At 68.4% G+C, this 22,877-nt stretch carries 19 protein-coding genes; 3 read left to right on the top strand and 16 right to left on the bottom strand.

The genetic code is table 11. From position 1 onward, the window contains the following. Nucleotides 1-14 precede the first annotated feature (14 nt). The 13 genes from E3O46_RS06815 to E3O46_RS06755 form a co-directional block, all read right to left on the bottom strand. On the bottom strand, nucleotides 15-1,166 hold the full coding sequence (locus E3O46_RS06815) for a cell division protein FtsQ/DivIB (RefSeq protein WP_134561390.1): 1,152 nt from the start codon (nucleotides 1,164-1,166) through the stop codon (nucleotides 15-17). Between the two features lie 9 nt (nucleotides 1,167-1,175). Further along, nucleotides 1,176-2,582 carry a UDP-N-acetylmuramate--L-alanine ligase gene (murC, locus tag E3O46_RS06810; protein WP_134446094.1) on the bottom strand — a complete coding sequence of 469 codons (1,407 nt, stop codon included), beginning with the start codon at nucleotides 2,580-2,582 and terminating at the stop codon, nucleotides 1,176-1,178. A gap of 63 nt (nucleotides 2,583-2,645) precedes the next feature. Further along, nucleotides 2,646-3,761 (bottom strand): UDP-N-acetylglucosamine--N-acetylmuramyl-(pentapeptide) pyrophosphoryl-undecaprenol N-acetylglucosamine transferase, encoded by a 1,116-nt coding sequence (locus tag E3O46_RS06805; protein WP_134561389.1) that lies wholly within the window; start codon nucleotides 3,759-3,761, stop codon nucleotides 2,646-2,648. Then, nucleotides 3,758-5,041, bottom strand: coding sequence for a putative lipid II flippase FtsW (gene ftsW / locus E3O46_RS06800; protein ID WP_134561388.1), 1,284 nt, complete (start codon nucleotides 5,039-5,041; stop codon nucleotides 3,758-3,760). Before ftsW ends, E3O46_RS06805 begins: the two co-directional genes overlap by 4 nt. Next, nucleotides 5,010-6,554: a UDP-N-acetylmuramoyl-L-alanine--D-glutamate ligase gene (murD, locus tag E3O46_RS06795; protein WP_134558367.1), complete on the bottom strand. Its 1,545-nt coding sequence runs from the start codon at nucleotides 6,552-6,554 to the stop codon at nucleotides 5,010-5,012. The genes ftsW and murD overlap by 32 nt, the downstream gene beginning before the upstream one ends. A gap of 2 nt (nucleotides 6,555-6,556) precedes the next feature. Further along, nucleotides 6,557-7,648, bottom strand: coding sequence for a phospho-N-acetylmuramoyl-pentapeptide-transferase (gene mraY, locus E3O46_RS06790; RefSeq protein ID WP_134446097.1), 1,092 nt, complete (start codon nucleotides 7,646-7,648; stop codon nucleotides 6,557-6,559). Next, entirely contained in the window at nucleotides 7,645-9,108 is a 1,464-nt protein-coding gene (locus E3O46_RS06785) for a UDP-N-acetylmuramoyl-tripeptide--D-alanyl-D-alanine ligase (RefSeq protein ID WP_134558348.1), read from the bottom strand. Before E3O46_RS06785 ends, mraY begins: the two co-directional genes overlap by 4 nt. Further along, nucleotides 9,109-10,653, bottom strand: coding sequence for a Mur ligase family protein (locus E3O46_RS06780; protein WP_134446099.1), 1,545 nt, complete (start codon nucleotides 10,651-10,653; stop codon nucleotides 9,109-9,111). Nucleotides 10,654-10,666: 13 nt separating this feature from the next. Next, complete coding sequence (locus E3O46_RS06775; RefSeq protein WP_241975250.1) at nucleotides 10,667-12,454, bottom strand: peptidoglycan D,D-transpeptidase FtsI family protein; 1,788 nt, start codon at nucleotides 12,452-12,454, stop codon at nucleotides 10,667-10,669. A gap of 65 nt (nucleotides 12,455-12,519) precedes the next feature. After that, nucleotides 12,520-13,173, bottom strand: coding sequence for a cell division protein FtsL (ftsL, locus tag E3O46_RS06770; RefSeq protein WP_134446100.1), 654 nt, complete (start codon nucleotides 13,171-13,173; stop codon nucleotides 12,520-12,522). Beyond that, nucleotides 13,170-14,123, bottom strand: a complete 954-nt coding sequence (gene rsmH, locus E3O46_RS06765) for a 16S rRNA (cytosine(1402)-N(4))-methyltransferase RsmH (protein ID WP_134446133.1) — start codon at nucleotides 14,121-14,123, stop codon at nucleotides 13,170-13,172. Before rsmH ends, ftsL begins: the two co-directional genes overlap by 4 nt. 98 nt (nucleotides 14,124-14,221) lie before the next feature. Continuing rightward, nucleotides 14,222-14,653: a division/cell wall cluster transcriptional repressor MraZ gene (mraZ, locus tag E3O46_RS06760; RefSeq protein ID WP_134446101.1), complete on the bottom strand. Its 432-nt coding sequence runs from the start codon at nucleotides 14,651-14,653 to the stop codon at nucleotides 14,222-14,224. A 258-nt stretch (nucleotides 14,654-14,911) separates the two neighbouring features. After that, the gene (locus tag E3O46_RS06755; protein WP_134446102.1) at nucleotides 14,912-15,322 is read right to left on the bottom strand and encodes a DUF3040 domain-containing protein; all 411 of its coding nucleotides are present in this window, start codon (nucleotides 15,320-15,322) and stop codon (nucleotides 14,912-14,914) included. Nucleotides 15,323-15,392: 70 nt separating this feature from the next. Between E3O46_RS06755 and E3O46_RS06750 the strand changes: the two genes are divergently transcribed. After that, nucleotides 15,393-16,481 (top strand): polyprenyl synthetase family protein, encoded by a 1,089-nt coding sequence (locus tag E3O46_RS06750; protein ID WP_134561387.1) that lies wholly within the window; start codon nucleotides 15,393-15,395, stop codon nucleotides 16,479-16,481. A gap of 90 nt (nucleotides 16,482-16,571) precedes the next feature. Here the strand turns inward: E3O46_RS06750 and E3O46_RS06745 are convergent, their stop codons facing one another. Continuing rightward, entirely contained in the window at nucleotides 16,572-16,913 is a 342-nt protein-coding gene (locus E3O46_RS06745) for an Rv2175c family DNA-binding protein (protein ID WP_134446104.1), read from the bottom strand. A gap of 237 nt (nucleotides 16,914-17,150) precedes the next feature. On the opposite strand from E3O46_RS06745, the gene E3O46_RS06740 reads away from it, so the two are divergent. Both E3O46_RS06740 and pknB read left to right on the top strand, forming a co-directional pair. Beyond that, nucleotides 17,151-18,467 carry a muramidase family protein gene (locus tag E3O46_RS06740; protein ID WP_241987353.1) on the top strand — a complete coding sequence of 439 codons (1,317 nt, stop codon included), beginning with the start codon at nucleotides 17,151-17,153 and terminating at the stop codon, nucleotides 18,465-18,467. 84 nt (nucleotides 18,468-18,551) lie between these two features. Continuing rightward, complete coding sequence (gene pknB / locus E3O46_RS06735; RefSeq protein ID WP_478213398.1) at nucleotides 18,552-20,474, top strand: Stk1 family PASTA domain-containing Ser/Thr kinase; 1,923 nt, start codon at nucleotides 18,552-18,554, stop codon at nucleotides 20,472-20,474. A 229-nt stretch (nucleotides 20,475-20,703) separates the two neighbouring features. Here the strand turns inward: pknB and E3O46_RS06730 are convergent, their stop codons facing one another. Both E3O46_RS06730 and E3O46_RS06725 read right to left on the bottom strand, forming a co-directional pair. Next, complete coding sequence (locus E3O46_RS06730) at nucleotides 20,704-22,074, bottom strand: class II 3-deoxy-7-phosphoheptulonate synthase (RefSeq protein WP_370295004.1); 1,371 nt, start codon at nucleotides 22,072-22,074, stop codon at nucleotides 20,704-20,706. Between the two features lie 84 nt (nucleotides 22,075-22,158). Next, nucleotides 22,159-22,848: a lysophospholipid acyltransferase family protein gene (locus E3O46_RS06725; protein WP_134558345.1), complete on the bottom strand. Its 690-nt coding sequence runs from the start codon at nucleotides 22,846-22,848 to the stop codon at nucleotides 22,159-22,161. Nucleotides 22,849-22,877 lie beyond the last annotated feature (29 nt).

Here is a 22,877-nt window from a genome sequence, read left to right as displayed (position 1 = left end):
GGATGGCCCGCGGATCAGCGGAGGACGGCGCTGTCCGGAGAAGAGACGTCGTATTCCTTGACGGTGCCGACGGGGTGGCTCACGATGAGCGCGGCGAGCACGACGGCCTTGTACTCCGATCGCTCCGCACTCCCCCACACCACCCGGGCCCCACCGGTCAGGACCAGGGTCACGTCGTCGGTGGTCGCCGCCGTGACCGTGTCGAGCTGCTGGCGGACGGCATCCGGGACGGCAGCGATGACGGCCGTCGCGGCCTGGAACCCGGCGCTGCCGACGCCGGCCCGCGCGTCGATCACGGGATAGCCGGCCAGGCGTGCAGGGCCGTTCTGGATCACGACGCCCGCGGCATCGACGAGGTTGAACCCGCCGGGGACGACGACCGTGCCGACGGGCGTCCGTTCGACGATCCGCACCACGAGGGTGTCCGGTGGCCTGCTCTCGGTCACGTAGCTCTGGATCAATGGGAACGTACCGAGGTCCTCGCGAATCCGCGCGAAGTCCACGAGGGGCAGCGGGGTGCCGAGCTGGTCGCCGAGCGCGGCGGTGACCTGGTCGGCGGAGATCCGGCTGGTCCCGACGACCTCGATCGTGCGGAGCGCCATCAGCGGCGAGTACGTCCCGATGAGAACGAACCCGAGGAGAGCGGCCACGGTACCGAGCGCGACGAGCCAGGCCGTGCGGCGGCGGCGCGAGCGCCAGGTGAAGCGGCGCACCTCCTCGCGTTCGTAACGCTTGCGCGCGCGTCGGGCGGCGCGGAACTTGCGCCGGGCCGTTGCGGGGGTCAGCGCGGGCTCTGCGTCCTCCCCTGCCGTACCGGCGGTCTCCGTCTTTGCGTCAGACGCCCGCCCCTTCGGCGGCCGTGCACCCGGTGACCGCGCCGGCACCGTCGTGATCGGCTCGGTAACGGGTTCGGCCTGCTGCGCTCCTGACGAGTGCAGAGGCGAGACGGAGGCGAGGTGCGGCTGCTCTGGCTGGCGTTTCGGGACCGTGATGGGTTCGGTGCTGGTGCCGTCGGTCGTTCCCCGGCCGCCGGCGGGAGTCGCGGTGTCCGCGGGGCGGCGCGACGAACGCTTCGTGCCCCGGCCGCCGGGTGTGGCAGCGCTGGGCGCGGCGCCGTCCCTGGTGGGCGGCTGCTCCGGCCGGTCGAAGCCCTCTGGTCGCCTCATTCCCCCGTGCTATCCCTGGGCCTGGACGCGGTCGCCGAGCGATTCGAGCAGCTGGGGGACGATCCGGTAGACGTCACCGCAGCCGAGTGTGACGACGAAGTCGCCGGGTCTGGCGATGCGCGCAACGTAGTCGGCGGCCTCCTGCCAGTCGGGCACGTAGGCGACCTTGGATGCGTCGTGGAACTTTCCGGAGACCAGAGCGCCGGTCACGCCGGGCTCGGGATCCTCGCGGGCGCCGTAGACGCCGAGCACGACCGTCTGGTCAGCGGTGCGTTCGAGGGTGTCCGCGAACTCCTGCGCGAAGAGGCGGGTGCGGCTGTACAGGTGCGGCTGGTGCACGGCGATGATGCGCCCGGTCCCGACGACGGTCCGTGCCGCGGTGAGCGCGGCCGCGACCTCCGTCGGGTGGTGGGCGTAGTCGTCATAGACACTGACGCCGTTCACGGTGCCGTGCAGTTCGAAGCGGCGCTGGGTGCCTCCGAAGGTGGCAATGGCCGCGAGCGACGCTGCGGGGTCGCAGCCGAGTCCGACGAGCACGGCGAAGGCGCCTGCCGCGTTGATCGCGTTGTGCCTGCCGGGGATCCGCAGGGTCGCTGAGTAGTCCTGGCCCGCATACGAGACGGAGAAGCTCACGGGACCATCCGTCACGACGGAGTGCACGCGCACGGTCGCGTCGGCGGCCTCGCCGAAGGTGACGACCTTCTGGCCGGTGAGGCTCCGGGTGACCCGGACCGCGCCGGGGTCGTCTGCGGAGATCACGACGAGCTCGGTGGCTGCGTGGGAGAACTGCACGAAGGCGGCCTCGAACGCTTCGAGGGACCCGTAGTGGTCGAGGTGGTCCGGATCGACGTTCGTCACGAGCGCGATGGCCGTGTTGTACAGCAGGAAGGACCCGTCGGATTCGTCGGCCTCGACAACGAACAGGTCATCGGTTCCCGCGCCCGCCGAGACGCCGAGGGACTCGATCACTCCGCCGTTGACGAAGCTCGGGTGCTTGCCGATGCCGAGCAGGCCCGTGACGATCATCCCGGTCGACGTGGTCTTGCCGTGTGCGCCGGCGACGGAGACGAGGCGGTGCTTCTGGATCAGCCAGGCGAGCGCCTGGGCCCGGTGCAGCACCGGGAGGCCGCGCTCGAGGGCGAGGACGTACTCGGGGTTGTCCTGCCAGAGCGCCCCGGTGACGACGAGGGAATCGGCATCCCCGACATTTTCCGCGGCGTGGCCGATGCTGATCCGCGCTCCGAGCTCGCGCAGGGCGAGCACGTTCGCGGACTCGCGCACGTCGGAGCCGGTCACGGTGTGGCCGGCCGCAAGGAAGAGCCGCGCGATGCCGCTCATTCCGGAACCGCCGATGCCGACGAAATGTACCGTTCCCAGGTCCGCAGGAATGACGAGGTTCAGGTCGGGCTTGATCACGTGGTGCCGCTCTTCTCAGTGTCGAATCTCAGTGTCGAAATCGGGTGTGGTGCGGCCTCTACGTTACGCGTCGGCGCCAGGGATTGCCGGATTGACGCCGCCGTGTGGGTGGCCGAGGGCATCGCTGACGAGGTCCGCCATCCGCTCGGCGCCGTCGCGGCCTCCGACGGATGCCGCGAGCTCCCCCATCCTGCGCACGCGCGGCCGGTCGGTGAGGAGCGGCACGAGCTCGTCAGCGACCCAGGCGGGCAGGAAGGCCGCGTCGTCGACGATGATCCCGCCACCCGCGGCGACGACGGAGGCCGCGTTGAAGCGCTGTTCCCCGTTTCCGACCGGGTAGGGCACGTAGACGGCGGGGATGCCGAGCGCGCTGAGCTCGCAGACCGTCCCGGCCCCTGCCCGGGAGACGGCGAAGTCCGCGCTCGCGAGGGCGAGGTCCATCCGGTCGCAGTACTCGATCATCCGGTAGTGGTCGATGGCCGGGTCGGAGACCTCGGACTTCTGCCCGGTGATGTGCAGCACCTGCCAGCCGGCCTCGACCAGCGCCGATGCTGACTGCACGGCCGTGCCGTTGAGGCGCCGCGCGCCGAGGGACCCGCCCGTGACGAGGAGGGTCGGCCGGCCGGGGTCGAGGTCGAAGAAGCGCAGCGCCTCCGCCCGGACGCCGGGGCGGTCGAGGTTCTGGATCTCCGGCCGCAGCGGCATTCCCACGACCCGGCCGTGGCGGATCCGGGTTCCGGGGAACACGACGCCGACGCGCGTGGTCAGCCAGGCCCCGAGGCGGTTCGCGAGTCCCGCGCGGAAGTTCGCCTCGTGGATGGCGATCGGGATGCCCGCCCGGCGGGCCGCGAGGTAGGCCGGCGTCGAGACGTAGCCACCGAAGCCCACGACGACGTCGACCTTCCTGGCGCGGAGCACGGCGGCGAGGTCGCTGACGGCGCGGTTGAACCGGGGCAGGAAGAGCACGGCGGCGCGGTTCGGGCGGCGCGGGAACGGCAGCCGTGGCACGAAGATCAGCTCGTAGCCGCGTGCGGGTACCAGGCGGGCCTCGAGGCCTTCCCTGGTGCCGAGCACGATCATGACCGCGTCGGGTTCGCGCGCGCGGATCGCATCGGCGACCGCGAGCAGGGGGTTGACATGGCCGGCGGTCCCGCCGCCGGCCATGAGGTACGTGGTCACTCGGACACCCGTCTCGGTCCGGGCCGTGCCGCCGGGTGCTCGGTTCCGCCGGGGGTGCGCCCGGCCGGATCGGGGTGCGCGCGGGCGAAGGACAGCACGATGCCGATCGCGATCAGGGTCGAGAGCAGGGCTGTGCCGCCCGCGGAGACGAGCGGAAGCGGGACGCCGAGGACGGGGAAGACGCCGAGGACGACACCGATGTTGACGAGCGCCTGGCCGATGACCCAGACCATCACGGCGGCCGTCGACACGCGCGCCTGCACGCTCGTGCTCGAGCGCATGATCCGCAGGAAGGCGAACGCGAGCAGGATGAACATGCCGAGCACGACGATGGCGCCGATCAGGCCGAGCTCCTCGCCGATGATCGCGAAGATGTAGTCGTTGTCCGCAGCGGGCAGCCAGGACCATTTGGCCTTGGAGTTGCCGAGTCCGACGCCGAAGATCCCGCCGTTGGCGAGTGCCCAGGTGCCGTGCAGCGGCTGCCAGCACGCCGCGGAGATCGTTCCGGTGTGGTCGTCGCAGCCGGTGTTCAGGAAGGAGAGGATGCGGGTCATCCGGTTGGAGCTCGAGACGGCGACGAGCACGCCCGCGACCGTGCCGACCAGGAGCGGGAGCGCGAGCATCCGCAGCCGGACGCCCGCGAAGAAGAGCGCGCCGAAGAGGATTCCGGCCATGATGATGACGGTTCCGAGGTCGCCGCCGATCAGTACGAGCATGATCGATCCGCCGCCGACGCCGAACACGGGAATGTAGACGTGGCGCCAGTCGTCGAGCAGGTCCTGCTTCTGGGAGAGGATCATGCCGAGCCAGATGACGAGCGCGAGCTTGATCGCCTCGGACGGCTGGAACTGGACCCCGCCGAGGGACAGCCAGTTCGTGTTCCCTGCCACGGTGATGCCGAGCGGGGTGAAGACGACGAGGCACTGCAGCAGGCACGCGATGATCAGGGTCGGCCAGGCCACCCTCTGCCAGAACTTGATCGGCATCCGACTGACGAAGAGCATCAGCGGGACGCCCACGGCCGCGAAGCCGCCCTGGCGGAGCACGGTGCCGAAGAAGCCGGCGTTCTCGAGGTAGGAGTCGACCGACGATGAGGACAACACCATCACGAGGCCGAAGGCGACGAGGAAGAGGGTCGTTCCGAGCAGCAGGAAGTAGCTCGTCGATTCCGCCTTGAACACGCGTCCGAGATGGATGCGGGTGGCGGGGTTGTGCGCCTCGGGCGCGGGCTGGTGGGGGGCTGCGGTCCTAGGCGTTCGAGCCTGGGGCAGTCTCGCCATCCGCCTCACCTCCCAGATAATCGTGAACGGCTTCCGCGAAGAGGCGGCCGCGTGCTGCGTAGTCGGAGAACTGGTCCATCGATGCCGCCGCCGGTGCGAGCAGCACGACGTCACCTGACTCGGCGATGCCTGCCGCGGCAGCGACGGCGTTCGGCATCACCTGTCCAGTGTCAGCGGCATCGATCTCGAATACGGGCAACCCGGGGGCGTGTCGCAGGAATGCCGCGCGCAGGGCGTCCCGATCGACGCCGATGATCACGGCGCCCCGGAGCCGGGGCACGTGGGTGCTGACGAGGTGGTCGATGTCGACGCCCTTGAGCAGGCCGCCGACGAGCCAGACCACGGAGTCGAACGCGGCGAGCGACGCATCAGCTGCGTGCGGGTTCGTGGCCTTCGAGTCGTCGATCCAGCGGATGCCCGCTGCGTCTGCCACGATCTCGATGCGGTGTTCGTCGAGCTGGAAGGTCTCGAGCACGTCATGGATGATCGGTGCGTCGACGTCGAAGGACCGCGCGAGGGCACTCGCGGCGAGGATGTCGGCCACGAGGTGGGCGGCGCCGAGGCCGCGGGCGCGGAGCTCGGGCACGGTGGTCAGTTCGATCGCGGTGTCGAAGCGTTCCTCGAGGAAGGCGCGGTCGCAGAGGATGCCGTCGACGACGCCGAGGTCGCTCGGACCGGGGACGCCGAGGCCGAAGCCGATGGCGCGGGCGCCCTCGCGGACTTCGGCGTCCTCGACCATCGTGCGGGTGGCCTCGTCGTCCTTGTTGTAGACGCACGCGATCTTGGTGTTGGCGTAGACGGTGGCCTTTGCCTCGCGGTAGGCGGCAGCGGAGCCGTGCCAGTCGAGGTGGTCGTCCGCGATGTTCAGGCAGACGCTCGCCCACGGCACGAGGGCGCCCGGCCCTGTGCGTGGCAGGTGGTGCAGCTGGTAGCTCGAGAGTTCGACGACGAGCACGTCCCAGCCGAGCGGGTCGCGGACGGCGTCGAGGACGGGCACGCCGATGTTGCCGCAGGGGGCGACCCGGTGGCCTGCTGCGGCGAGGATCGTCGCGGTCAGCTGCACGGTCGTGGTCTTGCCGTTGGTGCCCGTGACGAGGATCCACTCTGCCGGGGCGCCGACCTTGTCGCGCAGGCGCCAGGCCAGTTCGATGTCGCCCCAGACGGGGATTCCGGCTGCGGCGGCCCAGAGCAGCAGCGGGTGGTCGGGGTGGAAGCCGGGGCTGACGACGAGGAGTTCCGGACGGTGGGCGGCGAGTTCAGCGGGGACTTCGCTCAGGTCGGCCTGGACGAGCCCGGCGCCGATCACGCCGAGGAGCCTGGCCCGGTCGTCCGGGGCGTTACCGGCGACGACGAGGACGTCCGCGCCGAGTTCGGCGAGGGTGTCCGCCGCGGCGAAGCCGGTCACGCCGAGGCCGAGGACGGCGACCCGGAGCCCGGTCCAGTCGGCGTGCCAGCTGATGAGGCCGTCGAGGCGGCGATGGCCAGAGTGAGTGTCGTATGGGTTGTTGCTCATCATCATGCGGTCAGCCATTCGAGGTAGAACGAGCCGACGCCCGCCGCGACGAGGAGTCCGCCGACGATCCAGAACCTGACGACGACGGTGACCTCTGCCCAGCCCTTGAGCTCGAAGTGGTGGTGGATCGGGCTCATCAGGAAGATCCGTTTGCCCCGGGTGACCTTGAAGTACGCCCTCTGGACGATCACGGAGCCGGCTTCGATCACGAACAGGCCGCCGAGGAGCACGAGCAGGAGCTCGGTGCGGCTGAGGATCGCGAGTGCGGCCAGCGCCCCGCCGATGGCGAGGGACCCGGTGTCGCCGAGGAAGATCTTGGCGGGTGAGGTGTTCCACCACAGGAAGCCGATCAGGCCGCCGACGATCGCTGCGGCGACGATGGCGAGGTCGAGGGGGTCGCGCACGTTGTAGGAACGGTAGAGGTCGCCGATATCCGCTCCCCCGTACCTGGCCTGGTTGGACTGCCAGAAGCCGATCACGATGTACGCCCCGATGGCGAGGATCGATGACCCGGTCGCGAGCCCGTCGAGGCCGTCCGTCACGTTCACTCCGTTGGAGGTCGCCGCGACGAGGAAGCAGATCCAGACGATGAACAGGGCGATCCCGACGATGGTCCCGAGCTTCATGAAGTCGAGGGGCAGGTCGCGCAACAGTGAGATCTTGGTGGATGCCGGGGTGAGGCCGTGCCTGTTCGGGAACTGCAGCGCGAGAACGGCGAAGACGCCGGCGACGAGCACCTGCCCGCTGATCTTCTGCCAGCCGCCGAGGCCGAGGCTGCGCTGGTTCCGGGTCTTGATGAAGTCGTCGAGGAATCCGACGAGCCCGAGTCCGACCATCATGAACAGCACGAGCAACGGGGACGCCGTGATCGGGGTGCCCGTGAGCCACATCGCAAGGAAGTAGCTGATCAGGGTGCCGAGGATGATGACGATGCCGCCCATGGTCGCGGTGCCGCGCTTGGCGTGGTGGCTCTTCGGGCCGTCATCGCGGATGAACTGTCCCCAGCCGAGCTTGTGGAAGAGCCGGATGAACAGCGGGGTCAGGGACAACGTGAAGACGAGCGACATCGCGCCGGACATCAGCAGGGCTCTCATGAGAAGAACTCCCCGAGGCGGTCGCCGAGGAACCTGAGGCCCGCGGAGTTCGACGACTTCACGAGCACCGTGTCACCGGGGCGGATGGTCGCGGTGAGGAGGGCGAAGGCGTCGTCCTGGTCGTCGACGAAGAGCGACTCCCCGTCCCAGGACCCCTCGTTGATCGTGCTGATGTGCATCCGGCGGGCGGCGGGTCCCACCACGACGAGCTGGGAGATGTTGAGTCGCACGGCGAGCAGTCCGATGCGGTCGTGCTCGTCCCCGGAGAATTCGCCGAGTTCGCTCATTTCGCCGAGGACGGCGACGGTGCGTTCTCCCGGCCGCCGGATCTGGGCGAGGGTCTTGAGGGCCGCCGTCATCGAATCGGGGCTCGCGTTGTACGCATCGTTGATGACCGTGACCCCGTCACGCCCGCCGAGCACCTGCATCCGCCAGCGTTCGGCCGTGACGACGGATTCGAGTGCCGCGACGATGTCGTCGATGCCGACCCCGAGCACCTCTGCTGTGGCCGCAGCGGCGAGGGCGTTCATCACGTGGTGCTCTCCGAGTACCTGGAAGGTCACCGGGCGGGTGTCGCCGCCCGCGAGGTGCAGGGTGAACGTCGTTCCGCTGCTCGAGACCTCGATCCCGGTCGCGTGCACGCCGGAAAAGTCCGTTCCGTCCGGTGCGCGCGAGGTGCCGGTGGCGTCCTGGCCGAACCAGACCACCCTGGCGCGGGTGTGTGCCCGCATTCCGGCGACGCGGGGGTCGTCGGCGTTCAGCACGGCGACATCCGTTGCGAGGAGGTCGGTGACCATTTCGGTCTTGGCGGCCAGGGTCGCTTCGATTCCGCCGAATTCGCCGGCGTGGGCGAGGCCGACCTTGAGCACGATCCCCACGTCCGGACGGACCATCCGGATCAGCCTGGCGATCTCGCCGATGCCGCTCGCGCCCATTTCGGCGACGAGGAACCGGGTGTCGAAGTCGACGGCGAGCATCGTGATCGGCGCGCCCACCTCGTTGTTGAAGGAGGCGCGGGCGGCGACGGTCGGGCCGACGCGTTCGAGGATGGCGCGCAGCAGGTTCTTGGTGGTCGTCTTGCCGTTGGACCCGGTCACGCCGATCACCCGGAGCCGACCCTCCGCGCGGACGCGGGCCACGACGAAGGTGGCGAGGTCGCCGAGGGCGACCACCGCGTCTGCGACGATGATCTGGGCGACGGGGAGGTCGAGCGCGCGCTCGACGATGAGGAGCGCGGCGCCGTTGTCGATCGCGGCAGGAGCGAAGAGGTGACCATCGGTGGTCTCCCCCGGCTTCGCGACGAAGATGCCGCCGGGGCGGATCTCACGCGAGTCGGTGTCGACGGCACCGGAGACGACGGTCGCCGGCGTCGTCGGCGAGCCGTCGGCGTTCAGGGCTCCGTCGAGGTGCAGGGCGCCGTTGACGGCGCCGGCGATCTCGGAGAGGGAGAGGGCGATCATCTACTGCCACCCCGCTTCGCGCAGCGCGAGCCGGGAATCGTCGCGGGCGGAATAGGGGATCTTGACGCCGTTCACTTCGTGATAGTTCTCGTGGCCGGGGCCCGCGTAGAGGATCGAGTCGCCCTCGACCGCGAGGCCGAGCGCGGTGCGGAAGGCGGTGCGCGGGTCGGCGACCTCGTAGAGCTCCACGTCGGGGACGGCCTCTCGGGCGCCGGCGATCAGGGCGGCCCTGATCGAGGCCGGGTCCTCGTAGCGGGGGTGGAAGTCGGTGATGACGACGACGTCTGCGCCCCTGGCTGCGATGGCACCCATGGCCGCGCGCTTGGTGGTGTCGCGGTCGCCGTCGGCGCCGAAGACCATGAACAGTCGCCCCGGCGTGAAGGTGCGGATGGCCGCGAGGGTGTTGAGGAAGGCGTCCGGGCTGTGACCGTAGTCGATGTAGACGAGCGGTCCGCGGTCGCCGGAGATGCGCTCGGTGCGCCCCGGGATGTAGACGTCGATGCCGCCGTCGCGGGCGAGGGTGTGATTGATGGCATCGAGGTCGTAGCCGGATTCGACGAGCATCAGGATGGCCAGTGCGGCGTTCGCGGCCATGAACCAGCCGATCAGCGGAACACGGGTCTGCAGACGGCGGCCCTCCGGCCCCTCGAGCAGGAACTCCGTGTAGAGGGCGTCCTCCGACACGATCGAGAGGTGCCAGTCGGCGTCGACCTCTGGATGGATGCTGAGGGTCGTCACCGGGATGCGGCACTCTGCGACGATCCGCTGGCCCCATTCGGAGTCCACGGTGATGACGCCGCGCCGGGACCGGTCGGGCTGGAAGAGTTCGAGTTTGGCCTGGAAGTACTCGTCGAGGCTGGCGTAGTCGTCGAGGTGGTCGTGGCTGAGGTTGGTGAACCCTGCGACATCGAAGACGAGCCCGTCGACGCGGTGCCTGCTGAGGGCCTGCGCGGAGACCTCGATCGCGACGGCGCGCACTTCGGCTTCGCGCATCCTGGCGAGAAGGGCATGCAGTTCGGTGGCCTCCGGGGTGGTGAGCGAGCTCACGACGGCGAGGTCGCCGATGCGGCGTTCCGCGGTCGAGGTGAGGCCTGTGACGACGCCGAGCTGGTTCAGGATGGCGACGAGGAGGTAGACGACGCTCGTCTTGCCATTCGTTCCGGTCACTGCGAAGAGCGTTGCCGGGTTCTCGTCGGTCCGGTAGATCCAGGCGGCGACCGCGCCGAGAGCGGCGCGCGCGTCCGGGGTGACGAGGATCGGCAGGCCGCTTCCGGCGGCGACGAGCGCACCGGCCTCATCGGTCAGGATGGCGACGGCTCCGGCCTCCCTGGCGTCGTCGGCGAAGCTCGCGCCGTGGAAGGCTCGCCCGGGAACGCCGACGTACAGGTCGCCCGGCTGGACGGAACGGGAGGAGATACTCACGCCGGAGACTTCGAGACCCTCGATGTCGCCGCGCAGGAAAAGTTCGAATTCATCAACCATGCCCGACAACGACCGCGCAACCGGGTGCTGAGGACGGAGAGCCGATGGTGCCAACTCGGTCACGGGGCTCGCTTTCTTACCAGGTACCGGGAAGGGCAGGCGCTGGAGCGCCCGATGGAACTGCCCGGTACTTCTTCAGCACCTGGCTCATGACCTCCTGGAAGATCGGAGCGGGCGCTGCAGACGAATTCAGTTTAACAGGATCGGCGAGACTGACCGAAACGACGTACTCCGGATCGTCTGCGGGAGCGAACCCGGAAACCGACACAAGGTACCCGTGGGTGTACCCGCCGTGGCCGTCCGGCATCTGGGCCGTTCCGGTCTTCGAGGCGACCCGGTAGCCGGGAATGTTCCAGACCTTGGACAGCCAGGCCTTCTGGTACACCATCTCAAGCATGTCCGAGGTGTCGTGCGCGGCCGATGCCGAGACGACCTGGGTTCCCGCTGCTGCCGGCACATTCGTCATGGTGCCGTCCGCCTGGCGGCAGCCGGCGACGAGCTGGACGGGCAACCGGACGCCCTTGTTCGCAATGGTCTGGTAGATGCTCGCGATCTGGAGCGCCGTCGTGGTCAGGCCCTGGCCGAACATGGTGGCGTACTTGGTCTGGGGGTCCCATTCGTCGTAGGGATGCAGGATTCCGGAGTCTTCGGCGGGGAACCCCGCCTCCGTCGCAGTGCCGAGGCCGAACTTGGTCATGTAGTCATAGCGCTGCTTGTCGGTCAGCAGTTCGCCGAACTTGGACATGCCGGTGTTCGAGGATTCGATCAGCACGCCGGTGAGGGTGAGGTGCAGGTCGGCGTGACCGGAACTGTCGTTGATGTTCGCGCCGTTGCCCGGCAGGTATCGATAGGGCGCGACGACCTGGGTATTCACCGTGGCCTTTCCCGCATCGAGCACGGATGCCGCGGTGAGCGCCTTGAAGGTCGACCCCGGTTCGAAGGAGGCCGTGAAAGCGCGCGAGCCGCGGTCATCGGGGTTGGTCGTTCCGTTGACGTTGTTCGGGTCGACACTGGGATAGTCGGCGACCGCGACGAGCTTCCCGGTCTTGACCTCCTGCACCACGACCGTTCCCCACGCCGCGCCGGTGGCCTGGGCCTGCTTGGCCAGGGCCTGCTGGACGAACCACTGCAGGTCGGAGTCGATCGTCGTCACGACATCTCCGCCATCGACGGCCGCCTTCTCCGTGACGGTGCTCTGCGGCAGCCGGACGCCGTCTGCGCCCTTCTCGTAGGTCTCCGTTCCGTCGGTGCTCGCGAGGCAGGAGTCCTGGCCGATTTCAAGGCCGGCCTGGGCTTCACCCTCTGACGACACGAATCCGACGAGGTTGCCTGCGACCGCACCGTCCGGGTACACCCGGCCGGGCTTCTTCTCGAAGTAGATCCACGGGATCTCGAGCGCGTCGACCGCCCGGAACACCGAGACATCCACTGCCTTGGTCACCATGGCGTAATCCGAGGCGGGATTGGCGGCGAGCGACGAAGAGATGATCGCGAGGATCGCGTCTCCGGTCTGACCGGTGATGGCGCCGACCTCCGCAGCGGCCTGGGCGACGGTGACCGTCTGGTCTCCCGCCGCCGTTGTGCGGGTGAACTCGACGGCATTGCGGGGAGACAGCGTGATGTTGTAGCGCATCACCGTCCCGGCGAGTACGACGCCGTTGGCGTCGACAATGTCACCGCGTGAGCCGTAGATGGGCTGCTCGACCGATCGGTTGCCGAGTGAATCGGCGCTGAGGGTGTCGGCACGGACGACCTGGATGTCGACGAGCCTGACCACGAAGAGTGCGACGATCGCGAAGAGGAGAACGACCGTGATCGCGATGCGGCGCTTGCCGCTGCGCGTCGACCTGGCACTGACACCCACAGTTTCGGTTCCTTACTGCGGACGGGGCCGCGGTTGTGGCACCCCGGCTCGTGCGGGAATGCGTTCTAGCGAGTCGTGGGCGTCGGGAGTCCGGCGCCAGGGGCTGGCACGGCGGCGGTTGAGGTTGTCGGGGCGGTCGTGGTGGCTGGTGACGTCGCGGCGCCGGCGACGCTCGCGCCCTGCCCGGTGGCCTGGGCTGGCTGTGTCACCAAAGGTACGCCGGTGAGCAGCGCGTTCGGCACGAGACTCGCCGCACCGGCCTGACTGCCCGTTGCGGAACTCGGGGCGCCGAGCACTGCGGAGTCGGAGAGGCGCAGGTAGACCGGGTTGGAGTTGCTGATCATGCCGATGGCCTCGGCGTTGGCCGCGAGGCTCTGCGGGGAGGAGACCCGGACGAGGTCCTCCGTGACGCTGTCGGCGGTGCGGCTGAGTTCCGTCTGGCTGGCCTGCAGGCGGGACACCTCGTACGCGCCCTGCGAGATTCCGACGCTCAGCAGGAGCTGCGCGACAATGATCACCGCGACCCCGGCGACGGCGGACAGGGCGAAGGCGATCTTGGGTCGTGCCCGGCGCTGGCTGCGCGTTGCGACGATCTCGATGTGGCGAAGCCGCGAGCCTGGCTGGCCTGCCGGAGCGTCCAGCGGTTTCTGGTCGGGGGTGTCGTGCCGGGGGGCACTTTCCCAGTTCGGTCGCAGCACGCGTGCGAGATTGTCGCTCATCCGGCTCTCCTCAGTCGCTCGGCGGCGCGAAGTCTGACCGACGTCGCACGGGGGTTTCTCGCCTTTTCTTCTTCCGAGGCGAGTTCGGCGCCCCGGATCAACTGTGTGAACAGTGGCTTGTGTTCCGGCAGCTCGATGGGCAGGCCGGCGGGGGCGCTCGAGGTGGATGCCCGGGCGAGCGCCTTCTTGACGATCCGGTCCTCGAGCGACTGGTAGGCCTCCACGACGATCCGGCCGTGCACGGCGACGGCATCGAGGGCGGCGGGGATCGCGCGTTCGAGAACGGAGAGTTCCTGGTTGACCTCGATGCGCAGGGCCTGGAAGACCCGCTTCGCCGGGTGTCCGGTGCGCTGGACGACGACGGGGGTGACCTTCGTGAGGATCGCGACGAGCTCGGCCGAGCGGACGAGAGGGGCGGTGGACCGAGCCTCGACGATGGCCTTGGCGTAGCGTGCCGCGAGTTTCTCTTCGCCGTACTCGTGGAAGATCCGGCGCAGTTCGGACTCGCTGTACGTCGCGAGGATGTGCTCCGCCGTCAGGTCGCTCGTGTTGTCCATCCGCATGTCGAGCGGAGCGTCCTTGGAGTACGAGAAGCCGCGTTCGACCCGGTCGAGCTGGAGCGAGGAGACTCCGAGGTCGAAGAACACGCCCTGGACCTCTTCGATGCCGAGGGAGTCGAGGGCGTCCTGGATGCCGTCGTAGACGGTGTGCACGAGGTGGATCCGGTCGCGGAACGGCTTGAGGCGCTCCTCGGCGATCGAGAGCGCCTCGAGGTCACGGTCGAGGCCGACGAGGGTGAGTCCTGGGAAGCGGGTCAGGAAGGCCTCGGAGTGCCCGGCCATGCCGAGGGTCGCGTCGACGAGCACGGCGCCGGGCTGGTTCAGGGCCGGCGCGAGGAGCTCGACACAGCGTTCGAGCAGTACGGGGGTATGGATTTCGTCGATGTTCATGGTCCCGGGGAGTAGTTCCTGGATCCTGATCCCCATCCGGCAGTCCTGGCACCGGGGAAGTGTGTCAGGGCGTACGGCTGGGAGTCAGGCGCCAGGTTCTAGAAGAGTCCCGGAATCACCTCCTCCGTGGTGTTGGCGAACGAGGTTTCCTGTTCGGCGAGGTACAGGTCCCAGGCCTCGGTGTCCCAGATCTCGACACGGTCGCCCGCACCGATCACCGTGAGTTCGCGGTCGAGGCCGGCATAGCTGCGGAGGTTGGCGGGGATGGTGACGCGGTTCTGGCTGTCGGGAGTTTCCGCACTGGCTCCGGAGGTGAAGACCCGGAGGAAGTCACGGCCCTGCTTGCTCGTGATCGGGGCCTGCTTGATCTTTTCGTGCAGTTCCTCGAACGCCCGGGTCGTGAAGACGTAGAGGCAGTGCTCCTGGCCGCGGGTCATCACGATGCCGGTGGACAACTGCTCACGGAACTTCGCGGGGAGGATGACGCGTCCCTTGTCGTCGAGCTTGGGGGCATAGGTCCCGAGGAACATTCATCACCCCTTCTCTTCCGGCCAAGTTCAGGTGTTACTCCACTTTACTCCACTTTGGACCACGAAAACGGGAAATGCCACGATCAACGAGTAAATTTCTAGAAAAATACCAGATGAACAGGCTAAGTGATGGGTGGAGGGAAATCCAAGGGCGAGCGGGGTCGAGAGTCGATTTTGGGCACAAAAAAAGGGCCGATCTGTGATCGGCCCTGCTTTTGTGAAGTTTCGGTCGTGCTGTGGAGGATGGGAGCCGAAGGGCTAGTTGCCGTCCTGGCGTCGATCCCAACGGTCATTGAGACGGTCCATGAACCCGCGGCCGGACTTGCCGGAACCCGACGGGCGTGACCCGCTCGTCCCGGACGGTGACGTGCCGGAGGATGAGAAGCCGGAGGACGACAGCCTGCGGGCGGCCTTGCCCGGTGACGTGGCGAGCAATACCCCTGCGAACATGACGACGAAGCCGAGGATTCCGAGCCACAGCTGCTGCACTGCGACTCCGGCGATCAGTCCCCCGATACCGGCGACGACCGCGAGAACGCCGAGGGCGATCGAGCGGTAGTTCGGGCGAAGCGATGAACCGCCAACGGTCGCGACGAAGTCGGAGTCGTTGTGGTAGAGCCCGCGCTCCATCTCTTCAAGGAGTCGCTGCTCTTGTTCCGAAAGCGGCATCTTATTCCTCCTCTGTAGGATCACCGGTGAATCCCAATTCTAGCCCCGCCGCGATAGCTAGGCTAGGCGGGTGGCTGAAAGCAATCAACTGGTCGATCTGGTTCAAACTCGCATCGACAAATTCCTGAAAACCCGTCAACTAATTGTGACTACTGTCAGCCCGGATCTTAGCGCGCTGGTGAACTTCTCACGGCAGTTTCTCAGCGGTGGTAAGCGCTTCCGGGCCCAGTTCTGCCACCAGGGCTGGCAGAGCGTCCCCGGTTCGGACGCACTCGATTCCGCGCCGGTCATCGCGGCGGCCGCCGCCCTCGAAATCTTCCATGCCGCCGCCCTCGTCCACGACGACATCATCGACAATTCGGACACCCGCAGGGGTTCGGCATCCGCCCATAAACTCTTCGAATCCCTGCATGCCACGGGCGGCTGGGCCGGCGCTCCTGTCGAGTTCGGTCGGGCCTCCGCCATCCTTCTCGGGGACCTGCTCCTCGGGTGGAGCGACGAGCTCCTCGACGAGGGCCTCCAGGCCTCCGCAGATCCTGTGGCGGCCAGGCTCGGTCGCCACGAATTCAACCAGATGCGCACGGAGGTGACAGCCGGTCAGTACCTCGACATCCTCGAGGAAAGGGCCTGGCTCGTGCAGCAGGAGGAAGAGTTGCTCGAACGCGCCATGCGGGTCATCGTCTTCAAGTCCGCGAAGTACAGCGTCCAGGCTCCCCTCGTCATCGGGGCGGCACTCGCGGGCGCCGACACGGACCACCTCGACGCGTTGCGCGCCTTCGGGCTTCCGCTCGGCATCGCATACCAGCTCCGCGACGACCTGCTCGGAGTGTTCGGCGACGCGGCCGTGACGGGCAAACCGAGCGGTGACGACCTGCGGGAGGGCAAGCGCACCGTGCTCATCGCACTCGCCAGGCGCGCGCTCGAACCGGCCGCGCGGGAGTACCTCGACGGACTCCTCGGAGACCCGGGGCTCGACGCGGCCCAGATCCTGTCGCTGCAGGAACTCATCAGGGCCAGCGGAGCCGTCGAGAGCGTCGAGACGCTCATCACGGACCAGGTCGCGGATGCGCGCGGCGCGCTCCACGCCTCTCCGATCGCCCCCGACATGCGGGACCAGCTCGAGAGGCTCGCCGAAACCGTGACACGCCGGTCGTTCTGAGACCGGGGCGAGCCGGGAGCGGGGCGAGCCGAGGGGCTCGCCGTGTGAAGGGGCTCGCCGTGTGAACTGGGCCCGGGGTCGAACCTGTGGCTAGGCGAGCGCCTGGGCGACGCGGCGGACCTCGGCCTTACGACCGGCGAGAAGTGCCTGGATCGGCGGGACACCGAGGCTGTCGTCGACCTCGAGCAGCCACTGCATGGCCTGCTCGTCGGTGAAGCCGTCATCGGCGAGCACGATCAGGGTGCCGCGGAGTTCAGGGAGCGGGGAACCGTCCTTGACGAATGCGGCCGGCACCGAGATCACACCGTTCCGGCGGATCGCGAGGAGCTGCTTGTCATCGATGAGTTGGCGAACCCGGCTTTGACTGGTCCCGAGCAGGGAAACGAGGTCGGGGATGGTCAGCCAGGGTTGATCTGAAAACGAATCGGTCACCCTCCAAGCCTCCCATGATTCCCGGGCCACTTCAAACACCGGATGCCCCGGTGCGCGCTCCGTGCGGCCCGGATGGGGGTCATACCGATTGACTCCGGCAGTCATGTGTGAAAACGTTGAAGGTCGTGGACAAGTTAACGCTCGTGGACACGGTGAAGGTTGTAGCCAGTCTCAAGCTCGGGCGGCGGTTTTCGGCTCGACAGCATCTGAGTGTCAGACCAATCTGAATGGAGCGTCATGTCAGCACAGTCCAACAGGATCGTTCGACCGCCGGCCAGTGGCGAGCTCGTCCCCGCCAGGCCCCGCAAGTCCTCGGCCATCCGTTCCCGCGCGCTCGGCATGTTCGCGGCCCTGCCGCTCGCCGTGGCGTGCACGGTCGCCATCGGTCTCAATCTTGCGTCGCCCGCCGAGGCAGCCTCCCTGAGCCGGAAGCCGCTCAAGAACCCGGCGCAGCTGCCGGCATCCGCTGGGACCAGCGCCCCTGCGCAACGCGTGCAGGCCGAGGCTGCACCGAACCAGTACACGGTCGTCGCCGGCGACACCGTGAGCGGCATCGCGAGCAGGTTCGGGCTCTCGACCGCTGCCGTCCTCGCGAGCAACGGGCTGAGCTGGTCGACGAAGATCTTCCCCGGCCAGCAACTCACCCTCGCCGAGGGTGCCGCCCCGGCAGCGGCCCCTGCCCCCACGCCGGTTGCCAGTGAACTCACGCGCTACACGATCGTGACGGGCGACACCATCAGCGGGATAGCGGCCGCGCACGGCATCGCGGTCGCGGCCGTGCTGAGCGCCAACGGCCTCGACAGGGCGAGTATCATCTTTCCGGGCCAGGCCCTCGTCATTCCCACCGGTTCGGCCCCGGCAGCAGCGGCCCCGGCTGTTGCGCTCGTCAGCGCGACGACCGCCGCGCCCGGCGCGAGTCACACGATCGCAACGGGAGAAACCGTCTCGACGATCGCGGCAGCCGCCGGAGTGTCCATCCGCGCGATCCTGCAGGCGAACAACCTCGGCTGGTCGAGCATCATCTACCCCGGCCAGCAGCTCTCGATCCCCGCGCCCGCGGCGGAATCGGTCGCCACGGCGTCCGTCACCCCGTTGCCGGCGCCCGAACCCGGGCCGGCTCCCACTGCCGTCCTCGGCCAGGTCACGCCGCTCTCCGACGAAATGCGCGCCAACGCCCGGATCATCGTGGCGACCGGCCGTGCGGCCGGCGTGAACGACCAGGGCCTCGTCATCGCCCTCGTCGCCGCCGCCCAGGAATCGGGACTGCGGAACGTCCACTACGGCGACCGGGACTCACTCGGACTCTTCCAGCAGCGCCCAGGCAAGGGGTGGGGGTCGCCGGACCAGGTGATGGACCCGGTCCGGGCGAGCCAGGCGTTCTTCGGCGGCGCCGGAAACCCGAACCCCGGGGTCACCAGGGGGCTGCTCGACATTCCCGGCTGGGACGGACTCTCCGTCACCCAGGCGGCGCAGGCCGTACAACTCTCCGCCTTCCCCGACTACTACGCGAAGTGGGAGACCTCTGCCCGTTTTTGGCTCTCCGAACTCGGCTGATCAGCCGTGCCGTGCGAGTGTCCAGCAGCGGATCTGCCCGCTTCTCCCTAGACTCGACTGGTGAGCGATAGTCCTGCCGATCCGATGATCGGCCGTCTGATAGACGGCCGATATCAGGTGCGCTCTCGCATCGCCCGGGGCGGAATGGCGACCGTTTACCTCGCCACCGACCTGCGCCTCGAGCGCCGGGTGGCGCTCAAGGTGATGCACGGCCACCTTGCCGACGACAATGCCTTCAAGGCGCGGTTCGTCCAGGAGGCCCGTTCGGCTGCGCGCCTCGCCCACCCGAACGTCGTCAACGTCTACGACCAGGGCCAGGACGCCGACATGGCGTACCTCGTGATGGAGTACCTGCCGGGCATCACGCTGCGCGACCTGCTCAAGGACTACGGGCGCCTCACGAGCGAACAGACCATCGACATCCTCGAGGCGGTGCTGTCCGGCCTCGCCGCAGCGCACAAGGCCGGCATCGTGCACCGCGACCTGAAACCCGAGAACGTGCTGCTCGCCGATGACGGGCGGATCAAGATCGGCGACTTCGGGCTCGCCCGCGCCGCCAACAACAACACCGCAACCGGGCAGGCGCTGCTCGGCACGATCGCCTACCTCTCCCCCGAGCTCGTCACGCGCGGTATCGCCGATGCGCGCAGCGACATCTACGCCCTCGGGATCATGACCTACGAGATGCTCACCGGCGAACAGCCGTACGTCGGCGAGGCTCCGATGCAGATCGCCTACCAGCACGCCAATGACACGGTGCCGATGCCGAGCCTGCGCGTCACGACCGTCCCGCACGAACTCGACGAGCTCGTGAGCTGGGCGACCGCCAGGGACCCCGAGCAGCGCCCCCGGGACGCGAAGGTCATGCTCGACCAGCTCCTCGACGTCGAGAAGCAGATGCGCCCCTTCGACGGCGAAACCGGAGTGCAGCAGACCCTGCTGATGCCGAGCGGTGCGGCGGCCGCCCAGGCCGATGCCGACACCATGATCTTCGGCGCCGCGGCGCAGGCCCCCGGTGCGACGACCGTGCTGCCCGCGCCCGTCGTGAAGCCGCCGAAGGACGCGGAACTCCTCAGCACGAAGACCCGACGCCGCAAGGTACGCGGGTACTGGCTCTTCGCGCTCGTTCTCCTGCTCGCCGGCCTCGGCACGGGCACCGGCTGGTACTTCGGCAGCGGCCCCGGGTCACAGGTCGAGGTGCCGTCACTCGTCTCCGTCGCCCCGGACGCCGCCGCCGCCCAGCTCGCCGAACTCGGACTCCAGTCCGCTCTCGCGCAGCAATACAGCGGAACCATTGCGGCAGGACTGGTCGCGAGCACCGACCCCGGCGAAGGCGGCCACGTGAAGAAGGGCAACGCGGTCACGCTCTACGTATCGCAGGGGCCGCAGCCGATCACGCTTCCCCCGCTCGCCGGCCTCACCACGGATGCCGCGTCCTCCGCTGTCACGGGGCTGAACGCCGCGATCGGCACGGTGGACCAGGTCTTCTCCGGCGAGGTCGCCGCCGGCATCGTCATGTCGGCGACCCGGGAGAGCGATGGCACCGAGGTCTCCCAGGGCGGCCCGTACTTCGAAGGCATGAAGGTCAACCTCGTCGCCTCGCTCGGCTCGGTGCCGAACGTCTCCGGCAAGTCGGTGAACACGGCGACGTCGCTGTTGAAGGACAAGGGCCTGCTCGCCACCACCGGCGACTCCGTCTACAGCGACACGATCGACGAGGGAGACGTGGTCAGCGCCGCTCCCCAGAAGGACGGCCCGGTCCGCGCCGGAGACACCTACGTGCTCACGACGTCGAAGGGCCCCGCGCCGATCCCGATTCCGGATGTCGTCGGCAAGAACTGGACCGACGCCAAGAAGATACTCGAGGCAGCGGGCCTCACGCTCGACTACAACCTCTTTGCGGATACGCCGGGGGCCGGCTCCTTCTTCATCGTGACGAAGACGGACCCAGCTGCGGGAACGCTCGTTCCGCCAAAGTCAAAGGTCAAGATCAGCTTCTCCGCCTGATTCGCGCGCCGTGTGTCCATCACCATGCGTCCGCTCGATGCAACCGTCGCGCCAGATGCGCTGTTCCGCTGCCGGCATGCCTGGCGCGCAGCGGCGCGGCGGGCGCGCGTCCCTGTTCCGGGTGCGCGGCATCCGCTCAGACCTCGAGAGGCGCCGGATGCGCCGAGTGCCGCCGCCCTGCCGGGTGATCTCGGCGGGTACGGCGGCACTCTGGCGGGATGCCTGCGGGTCAGCGGGCTGCGAGCTCCTCGGCGACGAGGAAGGCGAGCTCGAGGGACTGCATGTGGTTGAGCCGCGGGTCGCAGAGCGATTCGTAGCGGGTCGCGAGGTCGGCCTCGTCGATGTGCTCCGAGCCGCCGAGGCACTCGGTGACGTCGTCGCCGGTGAGCTCGACGTGCACGCCGCCCGGGTGGGTTCCGACCGCGCGGTGGGCCTCGAAGAAGCCGCGGACCTCGTCGACGACGTCGTCGAAACGACGCGTCTTGTACCCGGTCGGCGTGGTCACGCCGTTGCCGTGCATCGGGTCCGTGATCCAGAGCGGCTTGGCCTCGCTCGCCTTGATCGCCTCGAGGAGCGGCGGGAGCGCGTCGCGCACCTTGCCTGCTCCCATCCGGGTGATGAAGGTGAGGCGGCCGGGCTCGCGGTTCGGGTCGAGCTTGTCGACGAGGCGCAGCATGTCGTCTGCCGAGGTGCTCGGGCCGAGCTTGACCCCGATCGGGTTCCGCACCCGGGACAGGAAGTCGACGTGGGCGCCGTCGAGGTCGCGGGTGCGCTCACCGATCCAGATGAAGTGCGCTGAGGTGTTGTACGGGGTTCCGGTGCGGGAGTCGATCCGCGTCATCGGGCGCTCGTAGTCCATTAGCAGGCCCTCGTGGCTCGTGTAGAACTCGGTGCGACGCATCGCCTCGAAGTCAGCACCGCACGCGATCATGAACTTGATGGCCCGGTCGATCTCCTTGGCCACCTTCTCGTAGCGCTGGTTCGCGGGGTTCGCGGCGAAGCCCTGGTTCCAGCTGTGCACCTGGCGCAGGTCGGCGAAACCGCCCTGGGTGAACGCACGGATCAGGTTGAGCGTCGACGCGGCCGTGTGGTACCCCTTGACCAGTCGGGCAGGGTCTGCCTCGCGGGATTCGGGGGTGAAGTCGTAGCCGTTGACGATGTCGCCGCGGTAGGCAGGCAGGGTGACGCCGCCGCGGGTCTCGAAGTCGCTCGAGCGCGGCTTCGCGAACTGGCCGGCCATCCGGCCCATCTTGATCACGGGCATCGAGGCGCCGTAGGTGAGCACGACGGCCATCTGCAGCACGGTCTTGACCCGGTTCCGGATCTGCTCGGCGGTCGCACCGCTGAAGGTCTCCGCGCAGTCGCCGCCCTGGAGCAGGAACGCGTGCCCTGCGGCGGCCTGGGCGAGCCGGTCGCGCAGGATGTCGACCTCGCCGGCGAAGACCAGGGGCGGCTGCGTCGACAGTTCGGCGGATGCCGCTGCGACGGCGCCTGCGTCCGGCCACGTCGGCTGCTGCTTGATGGGAAGAGTGCGCCAATAGTCCAGACCGGCGATCACAGCTTCATCGGCCACAACGACGGGTTCGGTAGTGTCTACCACAGGACTATCTCTGTTTTCTCTTGGTTGGCGCGCGGAGTGCGCGCCAGGGGACTGGCTGGAAGAGCCGGGAAGGGATACGCGATCTTATCGCGAAAGACTGGCGCGCTTTTCTTTCACGCTCGTGGCGTACACGTCGACGTACTCCTGCTTGCTGAGGGCCTGGAGCTCGTACATCAGCTCGTCGGTCACGCTGCGGAGCACGAACCTGTCCCCCTCCAGCCCCTCGAAGCGGCTGAAGTCGAGGGGTTTTCCGATCACGATCCCGATCCGGCGGATCTTCGGGATCCTCGTGCCGGTCGGCATGGCCTTCTCGGTGTCGATCATCGCGACGGGAACGACGGGCACCCCGGCCTCGAGGAGCATCCGGGCCACCCCGGTGCGGCCGCGGTACATCTTCGCGTCGGGGCTGCGGGTGCCCTCCGGGTAGATGCCGAGCACGCCGCCGCCGGAGAGGACCCGCAGGCCCGTGTTGAGCGAGTCCTCGGAGGCCTTGCCGCCCGAGCGGTCGATGGGGAGCTGACCGGTCGCCTTGAAGAACTGCTTCGTCGCCCAGCCCTTGAGCCCGGTTCCGGTGAAGTATTCGCTCTTGGCGAGGAAGATCACCCGGCGCGGCACCACGAGCGGCAGGAACACCGAGTCGATGAACGAGAGGTGATTGCTCGCGAGGATGACTCCCCCTGTCCTGGGAATGTTCTCGAGGCCCACCACCCACGGCCGGAAGAGCCCAAGTAGGAGGGGTCCGACGACAATGTTTTTCATGATCCAGTAGAACATCGGTCGCTCTCTTCTTGGGTCGGGCACAG

Origin of the sequence: Cryobacterium glucosi (genome assembly GCF_004402235.1) — a bacterium.
In the GTDB taxonomy this organism is placed as follows: Bacteria; Actinomycetota; Actinomycetes; order Actinomycetales; family Microbacteriaceae; genus Cryobacterium; species Cryobacterium glucosi.
The sequence above is the reverse complement of the archived record's forward strand: the minus strand, read 5'-3'. Positions and strand labels throughout refer to the sequence as shown.

Excerpts from the sequence above, each read along its gene's own strand:
- pknB (WP_478213398.1), top strand. The coding sequence starts at position 18,552 with ATGATCGGCCGTCTGATAGACGGCCGATATCAGGTGCGCTCTCGCATC.
- E3O46_RS06755 (WP_134446102.1), bottom strand. The coding sequence starts at position 15,322 with ATGCCGCTTTCGGAACAAGAGCAGCGACTCCTTGAAGAGATGGAGCGC.
- E3O46_RS06740 (WP_241987353.1), top strand. The coding sequence starts at position 17,151 with ATGTCAGCACAGTCCAACAGGATCGTTCGACCGCCGGCCAGTGGCGAG.
- mraZ (WP_134446101.1), bottom strand. The coding sequence starts at position 14,653 with ATGTTCCTCGGGACCTATGCCCCCAAGCTCGACGACAAGGGACGCGTC.
- ftsW (WP_134561388.1), bottom strand. The coding sequence starts at position 5,041 with ATGGCGAGACTGCCCCAGGCTCGAACGCCTAGGACCGCAGCCCCCCAC.
- mraY (WP_134446097.1), bottom strand. The coding sequence starts at position 7,648 with ATGAGAGCCCTGCTGATGTCCGGCGCGATGTCGCTCGTCTTCACGTTG.
- E3O46_RS06815 (WP_134561390.1), bottom strand. The coding sequence starts at position 1,166 with ATGAGGCGACCAGAGGGCTTCGACCGGCCGGAGCAGCCGCCCACCAGG.
- rsmH (WP_134446133.1), bottom strand. The coding sequence starts at position 14,123 with ATGAACATCGACGAAATCCATACCCCCGTACTGCTCGAACGCTGTGTC.
- ftsL (WP_134446100.1), bottom strand. The coding sequence starts at position 13,173 with ATGAGCGACAATCTCGCACGCGTGCTGCGACCGAACTGGGAAAGTGCC.
- E3O46_RS06725 (WP_134558345.1), bottom strand. The coding sequence starts at position 22,848 with ATGTTCTACTGGATCATGAAAAACATTGTCGTCGGACCCCTCCTACTT.
- E3O46_RS06785 (WP_134558348.1), bottom strand. The coding sequence starts at position 9,108 with ATGATCGCCCTCTCCCTCTCCGAGATCGCCGGCGCCGTCAACGGCGCC.
- murD (WP_134558367.1), bottom strand. The coding sequence starts at position 6,554 with ATGAGCAACAACCCATACGACACTCACTCTGGCCATCGCCGCCTCGAC.